General features: G+C 72.0%; 13 protein-coding genes. 11 read left to right on the forward strand and 2 right to left on the reverse strand.

The genetic code is table 11. The features are described 5' to 3' along the window. Positions 1-7: 7 nt before the first annotated feature. The 5 genes from AWQ71_RS13285 (at position 8) to AWQ71_RS13305 (ending at position 5,560) form a co-directional block, all read left to right on the forward strand. The gene (locus AWQ71_RS13285; RefSeq protein ID WP_067132187.1) at positions 8-976 is read left to right on the forward strand and encodes an STM4015 family protein; all 969 of its coding nucleotides are present in this window, start codon (positions 8-10) and stop codon (positions 974-976) included. Positions 977-1,018: 42 nt separating this feature from the next. Further along, positions 1,019-2,224, forward strand: coding sequence for an STM4014 family protein (locus tag AWQ71_RS13290; RefSeq protein WP_245658255.1), 1,206 nt, complete (start codon positions 1,019-1,021; stop codon positions 2,222-2,224). Then, on the forward strand, positions 2,212-3,063 hold the full coding sequence (locus tag AWQ71_RS13295; RefSeq protein WP_067132190.1) for an STM4013/SEN3800 family hydrolase: 852 nt from the start codon (positions 2,212-2,214) through the stop codon (positions 3,061-3,063). The genes AWQ71_RS13290 and AWQ71_RS13295 overlap by 13 nt, the downstream gene beginning before the upstream one ends. 203 nt (positions 3,064-3,266) lie before the next feature. Next, positions 3,267-4,601, forward strand: a complete 1,335-nt coding sequence (locus AWQ71_RS13300) for an STM4012 family radical SAM protein (RefSeq protein ID WP_067132355.1) — start codon at positions 3,267-3,269, stop codon at positions 4,599-4,601. Continuing rightward, entirely contained in the window at positions 4,598-5,560 is a 963-nt protein-coding gene (locus AWQ71_RS13305; protein WP_169806558.1) for an STM4011 family radical SAM protein, read from the forward strand. Before AWQ71_RS13300 ends, AWQ71_RS13305 begins: the two co-directional genes overlap by 4 nt. A gap of 59 nt (positions 5,561-5,619) precedes the next feature. Here the strand turns inward: AWQ71_RS13305 and AWQ71_RS13310 are convergent, their stop codons facing one another. Next, entirely contained in the window at positions 5,620-6,894 is a 1,275-nt protein-coding gene (locus AWQ71_RS13310; RefSeq protein WP_067132193.1) for a DUF6745 domain-containing protein, read from the reverse strand. Beyond that, positions 6,894-7,220 carry a DUF8820 family protein gene (locus AWQ71_RS13315; protein WP_067132196.1) on the reverse strand — a complete coding sequence of 109 codons (327 nt, stop codon included), beginning with the start codon at positions 7,218-7,220 and terminating at the stop codon, positions 6,894-6,896. Before AWQ71_RS13315 ends, AWQ71_RS13310 begins: the two co-directional genes overlap by 1 nt. Positions 7,221-7,568: 348 nt before the next feature. On the opposite strand from AWQ71_RS13315, the gene lon reads away from it, so the two are divergent. The 6 genes from lon to AWQ71_RS40110 all read left to right on the forward strand — a co-directional run bounded on the left by lon (position 7,569) and on the right by AWQ71_RS40110 (position 14,801). Continuing rightward, positions 7,569-9,932 (forward strand): endopeptidase La, encoded by a 2,364-nt coding sequence (lon, locus tag AWQ71_RS13320; RefSeq protein WP_067132200.1) that lies wholly within the window; start codon positions 7,569-7,571, stop codon positions 9,930-9,932. A gap of 428 nt (positions 9,933-10,360) precedes the next feature. Then, positions 10,361-11,326 (forward strand): methionine ABC transporter ATP-binding protein, encoded by a 966-nt coding sequence (locus AWQ71_RS13325; RefSeq protein WP_067132203.1) that lies wholly within the window; start codon positions 10,361-10,363, stop codon positions 11,324-11,326. Beyond that, positions 11,323-11,979: a methionine ABC transporter permease gene (locus tag AWQ71_RS13330; RefSeq protein ID WP_067132206.1), complete on the forward strand. Its 657-nt coding sequence runs from the start codon at positions 11,323-11,325 to the stop codon at positions 11,977-11,979. Before AWQ71_RS13325 ends, AWQ71_RS13330 begins: the two co-directional genes overlap by 4 nt. A gap of 145 nt (positions 11,980-12,124) precedes the next feature. Continuing rightward, positions 12,125-12,967 (forward strand): MetQ/NlpA family ABC transporter substrate-binding protein, encoded by an 843-nt coding sequence (locus AWQ71_RS13335; RefSeq protein ID WP_067132209.1) that lies wholly within the window; start codon positions 12,125-12,127, stop codon positions 12,965-12,967. Positions 12,968-13,232: 265 nt separating this feature from the next. Beyond that, positions 13,233-14,471, forward strand: a complete 1,239-nt coding sequence (locus AWQ71_RS13340; RefSeq protein ID WP_245658256.1) for an RNA-guided endonuclease InsQ/TnpB family protein — start codon at positions 13,233-13,235, stop codon at positions 14,469-14,471. Between the two features lie 141 nt (positions 14,472-14,612). Further along, complete coding sequence (locus tag AWQ71_RS40110) at positions 14,613-14,801, forward strand: hypothetical protein (protein WP_067132216.1); 189 nt, start codon at positions 14,613-14,615, stop codon at positions 14,799-14,801. Positions 14,802-14,941: the final 140 nt, after the last annotated feature.

Here is a 14,941-nt window from a genome sequence, read left to right on the forward strand (position 1 = left end):
GTTCGGCATGGTCGACGACGAGTATCAGCGAGCCGCCCACGACTACCGCGGCGGCTACGCGGGTCTTCCGGTCCAGGTGGTCGACCTGGACGATGCGGACGGCGAGCTGCCGGCTCCCGATTCGGTGGTCTGGTGGTTGTCGGCGGACACGTACGACGCCGAGCACACCTTCGCGGAGGTGTTCGCCTGGTTCATGAAGCGGGTGGACACGACCAGGGTGACCGCCGTCGTGATCGGCGCCTGGGAGGACGCGTACGAGGACTCGTCGCAGGAGATCATCCGCCTTCTGGTCGACAACGCCGCCCGCTTCCCCGCGCTGCGCTCGCTGTTCGTCGGGGCGATGGAGTCCGAGGAGTGCGAGATCTCATGGATCCAGCAGTCCGATGTGACGCCGCTGCTGGAGGCGTTCCCGCTGCTTGAACGGCTGGACGTCCGCGGCGGCACCGGCCTGGGGCTGCGCCCGATCCGGCACGAGGCGTTGAAGTCGCTCCGGCTGGAGACCGGGGGCCTGCCCGGCGCGGTCGTCCGCGGCGTGGGTGGCTGCGACCTCCCCGCGCTCGAGCGCCTGGAGCTGTGGCTCGGCGTGGAAAACTACGGCGGCGACGCCAGGATGGGTGACCTGGAGGGCATCCTGTCCGGCGTCCGGCTGCCCTCCTTGCGCCATCTCGGCCTGCAGGACAGCGAGATCCAGGACGAGATTGCGGCGGCGGTCGCGTCCGCGCCCGTCGTCGCCCAGTTGGAGACGCTCAGCCTGTCCATGGGCGTGCTCACCGACGCCGGCGCCGAGGCGCTGCTCACCGGCCAGCCGCTGACCCACCTGCGCCGGCTCGACCTCCACCACCACTTCCTCAGCGGCGGGATGATGAAGCGGATCCACGAGGCGCTGCCCGGCGTCAAGATCGACCTCTCCGAGCAGGAGCAGGGCGACGACGACGGTGACGGCCGCGTCTGGCGCTACGTGGCGGTGAGCGAGTGAGCGTGCGACGCGTGCCCGACCGGCGCGCGGAGCGCCGCGCGGATGAGTGACGAGCAGGGCGACGTGCGATTCGCCGTGGTCGGCACCCCGGGAGACCGCAGGGTGACGATGTTCCGCGACGCCGTGCTGCGCCGCGGCCTGCCCGAGCCGGTCGTGATCTCCTGGAGCGACGTCCTCGCCGGCCTTCTCGCGCCCGGCCACGCCGTCGGCGAAGCCTCCGTTGAAGCCGGTGCTCAGGGTCTCGGTGTCCGCGGATTCGAGGCGCTCGCGCCCGGCACGCTGGTCCGGATCGACTCTCCCGGCGAGGACGCCCGGACCGACGCCCTGCTGCGCGGTCCCGGCGACCCGAGCCGGGTCACCGGCGGCGCCCGGTGGTACCGCACCTTCGTCGCCGGTCTGTCCAGGGTGCGGGCCCTGACCGCGACGGTGCCGTCGGCCTGCCTGCTCGGCGACCCCGGCGAGATCGCGGTGATGTTCGACAAGCGGCTGAGCCATCGGCGGCTGCGTGCCGCGGAGGTCCCGGTCCCGGACGCCCTGGCCGGCCCGGTCACCTCGTACGACGAGCTGCGGGAGGAGATGGCGCGACGGCGCTGGACGCGTGTGTTCGTCAAGCCCGCCCACGGCTCGTCGGCCTCCGGCGTGATCGCCTTCCAGGTTCATGGCGCCCGGGTCAAGGCGGTGACCTCGGCGGATCTGGGCCCGGGGCAGGCGCTGCACAACTCGCTGCGAGTCCGGACGTACGAGAGCGAGGACGACGTTGCGACCATCGTCGGCGCGCTGGCTCCCGAGGGGCTGCACGTCGAGCGCTGGTTCCCCAAGGCGTCGCTCTCCGGACGGGCGTTCGACCTGCGCGTGGTCTGCGTGGCCGGGACGCCCACGCATGTGGTGGTACGCCTCGGGCGCGGCCCCATGACGAACCTCCACCTGGGCGGCGCCCGGGGCGATCTCGACGGCGTGCGGGCGCGGCTGGGGCCGGTGGCCTGGGAGCGCGTCCTGGACGCGTGCGCGCGGGCCGCCGCCTGCTTCCCGCGCAGCCTCGCGGTCGGCGTGGACGTCATGGTGGGGGCGGATCTGCGCTCGGTGGCGATCGCCGAGGTCAACGCCTTCGGCGATCTGCTGCCCGGCCTGCCCGGCCTCACCGGGACCCCGGTGGCCGGCCTCGACACGTACGCCGCGCAGGTCGCGGCCGTGCTCGACGGGTGGCGTCCCGAGGCCGGCGGCGCACAGGAGACGGCATGCGTGACATGAACGCCGTCGTGGGCAGCCACGACATCCTGCTGGTGACCCTCGACACGTTGCGTTACGACGTGGCCGCCGAGCTGGCCGAGGAGGGGCGGCTGCCCACCCTCGCCCGCGTGCTGCCCGGAGGGCGCTGGGAGCGGCGCCACAGTCCCGGCAGCTTCACCTATGCCGCGCACGCCGCGATGCTCGCCGGGTTCCTGCCCACACCGGCGGAGCCGGGGCCGCATCCCCGGCTGTTCGCCGCCGTCTTCCCCGGCAGCGAGACGACCGCCCAGGGGACCTGGGTTTTCGACGCGCCCGACCTTCCGGCGGGGCTGGCCGCGGCGGGTTACCACACGGTCTGCGTCGGGGGAGTGGGCTTCTTCAACAAGCTGACGCCGCTCGGCTCGGCCCTTCCCGGCCTGTTCGCGGAGAGCCACTGGGAGCGCGAGTTCGGCGTGACCTCCGAACACTCCCTGGAGCGGCAGATCGAATGCGCCGAGCGGGCGCTGCGCGACGTCGAGCGGCCGGTGTTCCTGCTGCTCAACGTGTCCGCGCTGCACCAGCCGAACTGGTTCCACCTGCCCGGAGCGACCCGGGACCACGGCGACACGAGAGAGAGCCACGCCGCCGCCCTGGAGTACGTGGACCGGCACATCGGACGGCTGTTCGCGCTGATGACGCGGCGTCGCCCGTGTCTCGCGATCGTCTGCTCCGACCACGGAACGGCGTACGGCGAGGACGGCCACACCGGCCACCGGATCGGTCACGAGGTGGTGTGGACGGTCCCGTACGCCGAGTTCGTCCTGGACCGCGCCCCGCACGCGACGCCGGCCGGGGAGCGGGAGCCGGGCGATGGCGCGTGACGTCACCCCCGAGGCCGGAGGTCCGGACGCCGGCGGCGGGCGCGGGGCAGTGAGGACGGTTGAGCAGGACATGGAACACGAGCGACACAGGGGGCACGGCCGTGCGGGCGGGGAGTGACGTGGAGCGGACCGGCGCCGTCGAGATCGGTGTCGGCGGGGCACCGCCGGAGCGGGTGCACGATGTGCCGGCGCGCCACGAGGCGATGTGGGCCGACGGCGACGGCCTCTACCGCGACGCGGACGGCGACCGGCCCTACCAGGGATACGTGTACGCCTACCCGCACAAGACGGCCTATCGGGAGCTCGACCCGCGCCCCCTGCTCCGCGAGGTGTGGGCGGGGGAGCGCACCGACGCGCTCTTCCTCTACCTGCACATCCCCTTCTGCGAGATGCGCTGCGGGTTCTGCAACCTGTTCACCCGGACCGGCGCCCCCGAGGAGCTGACCACGGCCTACCTGGACGCCCTCGAACGGCAGGCGGACGCCGTCCGCGACGCCCTTGGTGCGGAGCCCCGGTTCGTGACGGCCGCGATCGGCGGCGGCACGCCGACCTATCTCAGCGCGGGCGAGCTGACCCGGCTGTTCGACCTGACCGAGAAGATCATGGGAGTCGATCTGCGGACGATCCCGCTGTCGGTGGAGACCTCGCCCGCGACCGCGACCCCCGACCGGCTGGCCGTACTCGCCGGGCGCGGCACGACCCGGGTGTCGATCGGCGTGCAGAGCTTCATCGACGCCGAGGCCCGTTCGGCCGTCCGGCCCCAGCGGCGGGCCGAGGTCGAGACGGCGCTCGGCGCGATCCGCGCCCAGGGGTTCGAGACGCTGAACGTCGACCTGATCTACGGGATCGACGGCCAGACCCCGGCGTCCTGGCGGCACTCCCTCGACGCCGCCCTCGCCTGGCGGCCGGAGGAGCTGTACCTCTACCCGCTGTACGTCCGGCCGCTGACCGGTCTGGGCAGGCAGGGCCGGGCCTGGGACGACCAGCGTCTGGAGCTGTACCGTGTCGGCCGCGACCACCTGCTGGCCGCCGGATACGAGCAGGTTTCCATGCGGATGTTCCGGCTGCCCGGCCGCGGCGGCGGCACCGAGTACTGCTGCCAGACCGACGGCATGGTCGGCCTCGGCTGCGGCGCCCGCTCCTACACCCGCGACCTGCACTACTCGTACGAGTACGCGGTGGGCGCCCGCCACGTCCGGGCGATCATCGACGAGTACGTCCGCCTGCCGCGTGAGGAGTTCGCGGTGGCGAACGTCGGCTTCCGGCTCGACGACGAGGAGCGCCGCCGCCGCCATCTGATCCAGTCGCTGCTCCAGACGGAGGGGCTGTCCCGGGCCGACTACGAGAACCGCTTCGGGACCGACGTGCTGGCGGACTTCGGCGCCGAACTGTCGCGGTTCACGGGACGCGGGTGGCTGGAGGTCGGCGACCAGGCGGTGCGGCTCACCGCCGAGGGGCTGGCCCACTCGGACGCGGTCGGCCCGGCGCTGTTCTCCCGCCGAGTCGGGACGCTGATGGACGGCTACGAGGAGCGATGAACGACAGGACGCTCCCCATCGTGTCCCCGGCCCCGGCCCGCTGCGAATCCCACCGTGAGCCTCTCCGCCCGGCGGAGGGTCGGGGGCGGCGGGACGCCGGGGACGGGCATCTGTCGATCCTCTACCGGGGGCCGCTCGCGAGCTGTGACTACGACTGCGCGTACTGCCCCTTCGCCAAACGGAGGGACGACCCGGAGCGCCTGCGCGCGGACCGGGCGGCGCTGGAGCGCTTCACCGCCTGGGTGGCCGGGCGCGACCACCCGGTCTCGGTGCTCTTCACGCCGTGGGGCGAGGCCCTGGCCCGCTCCTGGTACCGGGCGGCCATGGTGGAGTTGAGCCGCCTTCCGCACGTGCGCAGGGTGGCCGTGCAGACCAATCTGAGCTGCCGCACCGGCTGGCTCGCCGACGCGGATCTCACCCGGCTCGCGCTGTGGGTCACCTACCACCCCAGCCAGGTCGCCCACGACCGGTTCCTCGCCAAGTGCCGGGAGCTGTCCCGGCTCGGCGTACGGCACAGCGTGGGCATCGTCGGCCATCCGGATCACCTGGACGCCGCTCGCCGGCTGCGCGCCGACCTGCCCGCCGGCGCCTACCTGTGGGTGAACGCCGAGGAGGGCCGCCGCTACACGGACGACGAGGCGGCGCAGTGGGCCGCGATCGACCCGCTCTTCGGATACAGCAGGTTCGCCCACCCGAGCGCCGGGCTCGCCTGCCGTACCGGGGAGAGCGTGGTCTCGGTGAGCGGGGACGGCACGGTCCGGCGCTGCCATTTCATCCCCGAGGTGATCGGCAACCTCTACGACGGGTCGTTCGAGCGGGCGCTGCGGCCCCGGGCGTGTCCCGCCGCCACCTGTGACTGCCACATCGGTTACGTCCATCTGGAGCCGCTCGGCCTGTACGACGTGTTCGCCGACGGGGTCCTCGAACGGATCCCCGCCGGATGGCCCGCCCTGCCCTGATCGGCAGGGCGGACGCGTGCGCCCCGGGAGGCGAGGCGCACACGTGGCCGGAGCGGGGATCAGGTCTCGCGCTCGGGCCGGTACTCCTCCTCCGTGACGCCGAACGTCCAGGCCACGCCCTGTCGCGCCCGCACGATCCACGGGGGCACGCGCAGGAAGTAGGTGCGGCGGGTGCCGTCCGGCTCGGGGGTGGAGTTGACGACCTCGACCATGGTCACGTCCTCGTCACCCGGCAGGGAGATCCGCCAGAGAACGCCGGTCTCGTCCGCGTGGACGGGAGACGCGCCCGAGCCGGTGAGATAGCGGTCGTAGCCGTAGTGTTCCAGCATGACCCGGCGCAGCTCGGCGTTGTTCTCGGCGCGGATCCGGGCGGGGTCGAGGGCGGCCATCGTCGCGCCGAATCCGGCGGGGACCGGCATCCCGTGCCAGGCGTTCAGGGCGAAGCCGTCCGCGAAGAGCATCGCGGGGCCCTCCGCCCGGTGCAGCCGGCCGAGGTCGTCGAGGTGCAGCTCCAGCGGCCGCTCACACAGCAGCGCGACCCGCTCGAAGGGCCACCACCAGCCGGCCGACCGCGCCACGTCGTAGAGCCCGCCGAGCGCGGACCGCTCCGTCTCCGCCACTCCGGAGAGGATCTCGCGGAGCACGCCCGGGTCGGGGGCGAAGGCGCACAGCCACGCGGCGTCATGCTGGCCGAGGACGGCGTCGAGCGTCGCCCCGCGCAGCAGTTCGCCCGCGGCGCGGTCCAGCCGGGCCGGCTCACTCCCGGCCGCCGCCTCGCCGCCGCTCGTCGCGGTCCCGGCGGTCCGGGCCGCCGTCTCGCCGCCCGCCGGTGCCCCGGCCGCCGCGATCTCCGCGAACGGGTTGCCGTCCGTGTCGCGATCTCCGGCGATGGCCTGCCGGATCTCGACCACCAGGCGGTTCACCTGCGGCCACAGCTCGCCGCCGCTCGCCGCCCACGCGCCCGACCAGCCCGCCGGCCCGAGCACCTCGTGCAGGGCGCGACGGGCGCGTTCCCACGGCCCGGTGCGTACGGCGTCGCGGACGTTGCGTCCGGCGGGAGCCGCGCCGACGCGGGCGAGCACCCGGTCGGCGATCTCGCCCAGACCGGCGGCGACCAGGGTCGCCCGGGTCTTGGGACCGCCGGACAGCGCGGCCGCGGCCACCGCCCCGGCCGCCGGGGACTCGAACCAGAGAACGTGCTCCGGCTCGGGCAGCCCGGCATCGCGGTAGGCGCGACGCACACCGGCCTCCGCGACAGTACGGTCCGCGGGCCCGGTGGCGAGCGCCGCCTCACGCCAGGCGACGGTGAAATCGACGTTGAGATCGGTCGTCATCAGTCGGCCACCACCCGGAACGCGCCGGGGACGTACTCCCGCTGCCTGATCACCTGGTACCACCCCTTCGGCAGGGAGATCGCGTCGTGTTCCTCGTGAACGAGCCGTCCGCCGGAGGGCAGATGCAGAAATCCGGGGTTCTGCGGGCTGGGATCGAGCAGCAGGGTGCCGGGGCCCGGGATCGCGTGGGCGTGCCCCGTCGCCTCGCCGAGGGCGAGGACGAGACGACCACGCGAATCACGCGGCTGCGGCGGCAACGCCCGGGCCCGCGCGGGCACGGATTCCTCGGCCACAGGAACGATCAGGATGTCTCCCTGCCGGTACACGACGGCTCCTTTCGGTCAGCTGATCGCGAAGATAGGGGAGAGCACTGACATTTCGCGCACCACCCGGTTCCCCTCGTCCACGCTCGGCGGCGAGGCCCGCGGGTGGTGCGGCTCCCACCGATCTCGACGCCGCGCCCGGCGGTGCCCGGAACGCCCGCCGACCGGCCCCTGTCCGGGGGATCCGGGTGACCGGGGCACGGGACAAGCCATACATAACGCCCCGAAAGCCACGAAATCGCAGGCGAATTACAGAATTACGATCGCTCACAGCGAACTCGCGCAATCAAGGGAACATGGCCGGACTCGCGTTAGTTGAGTCGACATAACTCAACCCTTGGGAGCGTCCAGATGACACAGATCCTTCCCGTCCTTCCCCTGGACGACGAGGTCGTCCTGCCCGGCATGGTGGTCCCCCTCGACCTGTCGGACGCCGAGGTCCGCGCGGCCATCGACGCCGCTCGCGCCGGGACCGGCGAGAGCAAGGTGCTCCTGGTGCCGCGGGTGGACGGCAGGTACGGCGCCGTCGGGGTCAGCGCGGTGGTCGAGCAGGTCGGCCGGCTGCCGGGCGGCGAACCCGCCGCCGTCGTGCGCGGCGTGAGCCGGATGCGCGTGGGCACCGGCACCACCGGCCCCGGCGCGGCGCTCTGGGTCGAGGCAACCGTGCTCGAGCCGGTCCCGGTCGGCTCGCGGGCCGACGAGCTGGCCAAGGAGTACAAGGCGCTCACCACGACGATCCTGCAGAAGCGCGGCGCCTGGCAGGTCGTGGACGCGGTCAACCAGATCGAGGACCCGTCCGAGCTCGCCGACAGCGCCGGCTACGCGCCCTGGCTGACCACCCCGCAGAAGCTGCTCCTCCTGGACACCTCCGACCCCGCCGAGCGCCTGGAGCAGCTCGTCGGCTGGGCCCGCGACCATCTCGCCGAGATGGACGTCGCGGAGACCATCCGCAAAGACGTCCAGGAGGGCATGGAGAAGCAGCAGCGTGAGTTCCTGCTCCGCCAGCAGCTCGCGGCCGTACGCAAGGAGCTGGCCGAGCTCAACGGCGACCCCTCCGACGAGGAGGAGGACTACCGCGCCAGGATCGAGGCGGCGGCGCTGCCGGAGAAGGTCCGCGAGGCCGCGCTGAAGGAGGTCGCCAAGCTCGAACGGACCTCCGAGCAGTCGCCCGAGACCGGCTGGATCCGCACCTGGCTGGACACCGTCCTCGACATCCCCTGGAACACGCACACCACCGACGAGTACGACATCGCGGGCGCGCGGGCGGTGCTCGACGCCGACCACACCGGCCTCGACGACGTGAAGGACCGCATCGTCGAGTACCTCGCGGTGCGCAAGCGCCGGGCCGACCAGGGCCTCGGCGTGGTCGGCGGCCGCCGCAGCGGCGCGGTGCTCGCGCTGGCCGGGCCGCCCGGAGTCGGCAAGACCTCGCTCGGCGAGTCGGTCGCGCGGGCGATGGGCCGGAAGTTCGTCCGCGTCGCGCTCGGGGGCGTCCGCGACGAGGCGGAGATCCGCGGTCACCGGCGCACCTACGTCGGCGCGATGCCGGGCCGGATCGTCCGCGCGATCCGCGAAGCCGGTTCGATGAACCCGGTCGTGCTGCTCGACGAGATCGACAAGGTCGGCGCCGACTACCGGGGTGACCCGACCGCGGCGCTGCTGGAGGTGCTCGACCCGGCGCAGAACCACACGTTCCGCGACCACTACCTCGAGGTCGAGCTCGACCTCAGCGACGTGCTCTTCCTCGCGACGGCCAACGTGCTGGAGCAGATCCCCGGCCCGCTGCTGGACCGCATGGAGATCGTCACGCTCGACGGCTACACCGAGGACGAGAAGGTCGCCATCGCCCGCGACCACCTGCTGCCCCGCCAGCTCGAGAAGGCCGGCCTGACGCCGGACGACGTGACGATCCACGACGCCGCGCTGCGCAGGCTCGCCGGTGAGTACACACGGGAGGCCGGCGTGCGCTCGCTCGAACGGTCGATCGCCCGCGTCCTGCGCAAGATCACGGCGAGGGTGGCGCTCGGCGAGGCCGAGCTCCCGGTGGAGGCGTCCGCCGACGACCTCGTGCCCTACCTGGGGCGCCCGCGGCACGTCCCCGAGTCGACCCTGCCCGAGTCCCGCCAGCGTACGGCGGTGCCCGGCGTGGCGACCGGCCTGGCGGTCACCGGCGCGGGCGGTGACGTCCTGTACGTCGAGGCGTCCCTGGCCGACCCCGAGACCGGATCGACCGGCGTGACGCTGACCGGCCAGCTCGGCGACGTGATGAAGGAGTCGGCCCAGATCGCGCTCTCCTACCTGCGCTCGCGCGGCGTCGAGCTGGAGCTGCCGGTCGGGTCGTTGAAGGAGCGGTCGGTGCACGTCCACGTCCCGGCGGGCGCGGTGCCCAAGGACGGGCCCTCCGCGGGCGTCACGATGACGACCGCGCTGGCCTCGCTCCTGTCCGGCCGTCCGGTGCGCGGCGACGTCGCGATGACCGGCGAGGTCTCCCTCACCGGCCGGGTGCTGCCGATCGGCGGGGTGAAGCAGAAGCTGCTCGCCGCCCACCGCGCGGGGATCACCACGGTGCTCATCCCCGCGCGCAACGAGCCCGACCTGGACGACGTCCCCGCCGACGTCCTGGCGGACCTCACCGTCCACGCGGTCAGCGACGTGCGCGAGGTGCTCGACCTGGCGCTGACGCCCGCCACGGTGGCGCAGAAGGCCGTCGCCTGACCGCCGTCCTTTCCGGCGGCCCTGCTCGGTCCCCGGTCCTGCCCGCGACCGCCCACAGGACCGTCCGTCGCGTACGGCCCGTGCCTCTTTCCGAGGCGCGGGCCGTACGCGTTCCGGGCGGCTGTGAGGTAAGCCACATTGATTGTCGGGAATTATCGGAATATCTCCGACCAGGCCGTCTGTTGGTGTGACCGTGAACGTGATGTGCGACGCTGCCATGCCCCTGCGGACGCGGGGCGTGATGATGTGCGGCTGTCGCCCGGCCTGAGCCCCATTCCATTGATCGACACTCGCTCCGAAGGCCCGTTCATGACCTCCCCTACGGACTTCCTGGTCCTGCGCCGTTTCAGCCACCTGCCCTTCCCGCCCGGAACCCGCCGGCCGTGCCCGTACTCCGCCGCCGAAGTCGTCGTTCCAAGGGAAGTCTCGTGATCAAAGTGTCCGGCCTGCGCAAGGCCTACGGCTCCGTCGTGGCCGTCGACGGCGTGGATCTCCACGTCCGCGAGGGTGAGATCTTCGGCGTGCTCGGACAGAGCGGAGCCGGCAAGAGCACCCTCCTGCGCTGCGTCAACCTGCTGGAACGCCCGACCGGGGGATCCGTCACCGTCGGCGGCCGGGAGCTGACCGCGCTCGGCGATCGGGAGTTGCGCCAGGCCCGGCAGGGCATCGGCATGATCCACCAGCACTTCGCGCTGCTCTCCTCGCGCACCGTCGCGGGGAACGTCGCCTTCCCGCTGGAGATCATGGGCGTGCCGCGAGGCGAGCGGGTGCGGCGCGTGGAGGAGCTGCTCGACCTGGTCGGGCTGGCCGGGAAGGCGGGCGCGTACCCCGCGCAGCTCTCCGGCGGCCAGAAGCAACGCGTCGGCATCGCGCGCGCTCTCGCGGGCCGTCCGTCGGTGCTCCTGTCGGACGAGGCCACCTCGGCGCTCGACCCCGGCACCACGCAGTCGATCCTCGCCCTGCTCAAGCGGCTCAACCGCGACTTCGGGCTGACCATCCTGCTGATCACGCACGAGATGGACGTCATCAGGGCCGTCTGCGACTCGGCCGCCATCATGAGCGCGGGCCGGATCGAGGAGGCGGGACGGATCGCCGACCTGCTGGCCCGGCCGGGGTCCCGGCTCACCGAGGAGCTCTTCCCGCTGCCGCCCGCCGAACCCGGCAGCGTGACGATCACCTTCACCGGGGCGTACTCCGGCCGCGCCGACGAGGCGGTCGTCTCCCAGGTCGTACGGAAGTTCGACGTGGACGTGAACATCCTCGGCGGCGCCCTCGAGGACGTCGCCGGTGTCTCGGCCGGGCGGCTCCGTGTCCGCCTGACGGGCGGGGAGTCGGAGGCGGCGCTCGGTTATCTGCGCGACCGCGGCCTGCTGGTGGAGGTGGCGGCCCGATGACCTGGTCGGACATGAGCCCCCTGCTGTGGCAGGCCACCGGGCAGACCGCGCAGATAGTCGCCTGGTCCACGCTGTTCACCGTCCTGTTCGGGCTGCCCCTCGGCGTCGCCCTGGTCGGGACCGACAGGGGCGGGCTGTTCCCCGCCCCCGTCGCCAACCGGGTCCTCGGGGCGGTGGTCAACGTCGGCCGCTCGCTGCCGTTCATCGTGCTGATGATCGCGGTCATGCCCGTCACCAGGCTGATCATCGGCACCACCATCGGGGCCGGCGCGGCGGCGGTGCCGCTCACGATCGGCGCCGCGCCGTTCTTCGCGCGGCTGGTGGAGACCGCCCTGCGCGGGGTCGGCCGGGACGTCGTCCAGGCCGCGCAGGCCATGGGCGCGAGCCGGGGCACGATCGTGGCCAAGGTCCTGCTGCCCGAGGCGTTGCCCGGCCTGGTCGCCGCGCTGACCGTCACGATCGTCACGCTGGTCTCGTACTCGGCGATGGCGGGCGTGATCGGCGGCGGCGGGCTGGGTGACCTCGCGATCCGGTACGGATACCAGCGCTTCGAGACCGGCCTCATGATCGTCACGGTCGTGGTGCTGGTGGTCATCGTGCAGGCCGTCCAGAGCCTCGGCGACGCCGTCAGCCGCAGGCTGACCCGCCGCTGACCCCGCGCGCTTCCCCCTTTCGACCTGATCCCCCTTCGACCTGATTTCACCGTCCCCGTCGTTCCCGGGAGGCCCGGCATCGGGCGGCCCAGGAGACGCCGGGCGGATTTCCGCACCCACCGACCCACCAAGGAGTGGTCACACCATGCGCAAGTTGTTCGGGCTCGTGCTCGCCGTCGGGCTGTCGCTCGGCCTGGCGGCCTGCGGCTCGTCGTCCTCCCCGTCCTCGTCCGACGCGACCGCGTCGGGCGCCGCCGCCGCGAGTGAGCCGCTCAAGGTCGGCGTGACCCCGGTGCCGCACGCGGAGATCATGAAGTTCGTCGCGGACAAGCTGGCCCCCGCCGCCGGGCTCAAGCTGGAGATCGTGGAGTTCAGCGACTACGTCCAGCCGAACCTCCAGCTCCAGGACGGCCAGCTCGGGGCGAACTACTTCCAGCACAAGCCGTACCTCGACGACTTCAACGCCTCCAAGGGCACCAAGCTGACGTCCGTCGCGTCGGTCCACCTGGAGCCGCTCGGCCTCTACTCCAAGAAGATCAAGGACGTGGCCTCGATCGGGCAGGGCGCGACCGTGGCCGTGCCGAACGACGCGACCAACCTCGGCCGCGCGCTCAAGCTGCTCGCCGACAACGGCGTGATCACCCTCAAGGACGGCGTCGGCACCGCCGCGACCGAGCGTGACGTCACCGGCAACCCCAAGCAGATCAAGTTCCAGCCGCTTGAGGCCGCCCAGATCCCGCGCTCCCTGGAGGACGTGGACGCCGCCGTCATCAACGGCAACTACGCCCTGGAGGCGAGCCTGAACCCGAGCAGCGACGCGCTGGTCCTGGAGAAGGCCGAGGGCAACCCGTACGCCAACATCCTGGTCGTGGCCGAGGGGCACGAGAGCGACCCCCGGATCGTCACGCTCTCGAAGCTGCTGACCAGCCCCGAGGTGAAGCAGTTCATCGAGGACAAGTACAAGGGCGCCGTGATCCCGGCCTTCTGATCGGCGCGCACAAAGCCGACATTCATGGGTGAATCATTCGGTCGCTTGATCGAATGATTCGCCCATGTTGTTATGGGCTCCATGCTGTACGGAACGCCGGACCTCGAACCGGTCGACGAGAAGATCCTCGGCGAGGTCGAGGAGATGCGGCGGGACCCGGCTCCATCGCTGGGACGGCCAGCTTCAGGCGCGCGCAATCAGATCTGCGCGGAGGGGACGGCCTGCTTTAGCCAGCGGGGGAATCCGCGCTCCCTCCCTTCGGGTTTTGTCGGCGACTGCCGATATCGTGGTTATCTCATTACTGAGCGTGGGAGGTGGGGTGCGCAGGTCGTACACGCTCTTGCTGCGCCCCACCGGCAAGCAGGCCGCCACGCTCACGCAGTGCCTGGAAGATCACCGGGTGTTGTACAACGCGGCGTTGGAGCACCGCCGTACCGCCTACCGCAAGGCCGGGGTGACTGTCCGCTACGGCGACCAGTCCGGGGAGCTGAAGCACATCCGCGCTGATGACCCCGCCGGCCAGGGCCGGTGGTCGTTCTCCTCCCAGCAGGCCACCCTCCGCCGCCTGGACAAGGCGTTCGCCGCGTTCTTCCGCCGCGTCAAGGCCGGGCAGAAGCCGGGATTCCCCCGCTTCAAAGGACGCGGCTGGTTCGACACCGTTGAGTGGCCCAAGGACGGTGACGGCTGCCGTTGGGACTCCCAACCCGAACATCCCACCGCGACGTTCGTCCGCCTTCAAGGGGTCGGACATGTCCGCGTCCACCAGCACCGCCCCGTGCTCGGCAGGGTGAAGACGATCAGTATCAAGCGGGAAGGCTCCCGCTGGTACGTGGTCCTGTCCTGCGATGACGTGCCCGCGCAAACCCTGCCTGCGGCCGGTGCGGTCGTCGGCCTGGACATGGGCGTCGCCTCGCTCGTCACGACCAGCGACGGCGAGCATGTGGCCAACCCGCGCCACCTGCACGCGTCCGCCGATCGTCTCGCGGCGGCACAGCAAGCTCTCGCCCGTAAGAAGCGGGGCTCCAAGCGCCGCCGCAAGGCCGCCGCACGTGTCGGCGCACTGCACGCCAAGGTCCGCCGCCAGCGCTTGGACGGCGCGCACAAGGCCGCGCTCGCCCTGGTCCGTGACTACGGCGTGATCGTGCATGAGGACCTGCGGATCGCGAACATGACCCGCTCGGCCGTCGGCACGATCGAAGCCCCTGGACGGAACGTGGCACAGAAGTCCGGCCTGAACCGTTCGATCTTGGACGCGGGTTGGGGGGTGTTCCTGACGGTCCTCGCGCACAAGGCTGAAAGCGCCGGTCGCGAGCTGGTCGCGGTGAACCCTGCCAACACTTCTCGCACGTGTGCCCGTTGCGGGCACTGCGCGAAGGAGAACCGCGTCACCCAAGCCGAGTTCGCCTGTATGGCGTGTGGGCATACCGCGCACGCCGACGTGAACGCGGCTGTCAATATTCTCAGGGCAGGGCTTGCCCTTCGTGAGGCTGCGGGAGCGGCTTAGCGAGAAGCCGCTCCCCTCAGGGGGCGGAGGAGTCACCCAGGGGTCCAACTCCTGGAGGAGCGGGCGGACGCGGAGGGGCTGCATCCCCGCTGCGTCTCGGCGCTCTACCAGGTCTTCGTCTCCCGCCGGCTGCGCCGGAGCATGTACCAGGCCGACGAGTCCCTCAGTCAGGGACAGGCGGCCCGCGACCTGCGCGAGCTCGCCGCCCGCGACTGGCTCAGCCCGTACGGCGAGACCAAGGGACGCTTTTACGCCCCCGGGCCCAAGATGCTGGCCATCCGGGAGGAGTTCGCCGGCCGGGCCGTGCCCCTGCGCGATCCGTACGCGTAGCGCGGTGTGCCGATTCACACCCAGGGGGGAACGGCCTGGCGGGAACAGCCGGGGATCGGCACGGGTTGGGAAGGGCAGGAAAGCGTCGGACCGTAGAAGCCGGACGAGCGTCGGAACCCGCTGTTCACAGGCATGAGGAC

Source organism: Microtetraspora malaysiensis (assembly GCF_001528665.1).
GTDB lineage: Bacteria > Actinomycetota > Actinomycetes > Streptosporangiales > Streptosporangiaceae > Microtetraspora_A > Microtetraspora_A malaysiensis.

Coding starts and splice junctions, on each gene's coding strand:
- AWQ71_RS13300 (WP_067132355.1), top strand. CDS start 3,267: ATGTGGGCCGACGGCGACGGCCTCTACCGCGACGCGGACGGCGACCGG.
- AWQ71_RS13305 (WP_169806558.1), top strand. CDS start 4,598: ATGAACGACAGGACGCTCCCCATCGTGTCCCCGGCCCCGGCCCGCTGC.
- AWQ71_RS13285 (WP_067132187.1), top strand. CDS start 8: ATGGTCGACGACGAGTATCAGCGAGCCGCCCACGACTACCGCGGCGGC.
- lon (WP_067132200.1), top strand. CDS start 7,569: ATGACACAGATCCTTCCCGTCCTTCCCCTGGACGACGAGGTCGTCCTG.
- AWQ71_RS13330 (WP_067132206.1), top strand. CDS start 11,323: ATGACCTGGTCGGACATGAGCCCCCTGCTGTGGCAGGCCACCGGGCAG.
- AWQ71_RS13310 (WP_067132193.1), bottom strand. CDS start 6,894: ATGACGACCGATCTCAACGTCGATTTCACCGTCGCCTGGCGTGAGGCG.
- AWQ71_RS13295 (WP_067132190.1), top strand. CDS start 2,212: ATGCGTGACATGAACGCCGTCGTGGGCAGCCACGACATCCTGCTGGTG.
- AWQ71_RS40110 (WP_067132216.1), top strand. CDS start 14,613: ATGTACCAGGCCGACGAGTCCCTCAGTCAGGGACAGGCGGCCCGCGAC.
- AWQ71_RS13335 (WP_067132209.1), top strand. CDS start 12,125: ATGCGCAAGTTGTTCGGGCTCGTGCTCGCCGTCGGGCTGTCGCTCGGC.
- AWQ71_RS13290 (WP_245658255.1), top strand. CDS start 1,019: ATGAGTGACGAGCAGGGCGACGTGCGATTCGCCGTGGTCGGCACCCCG.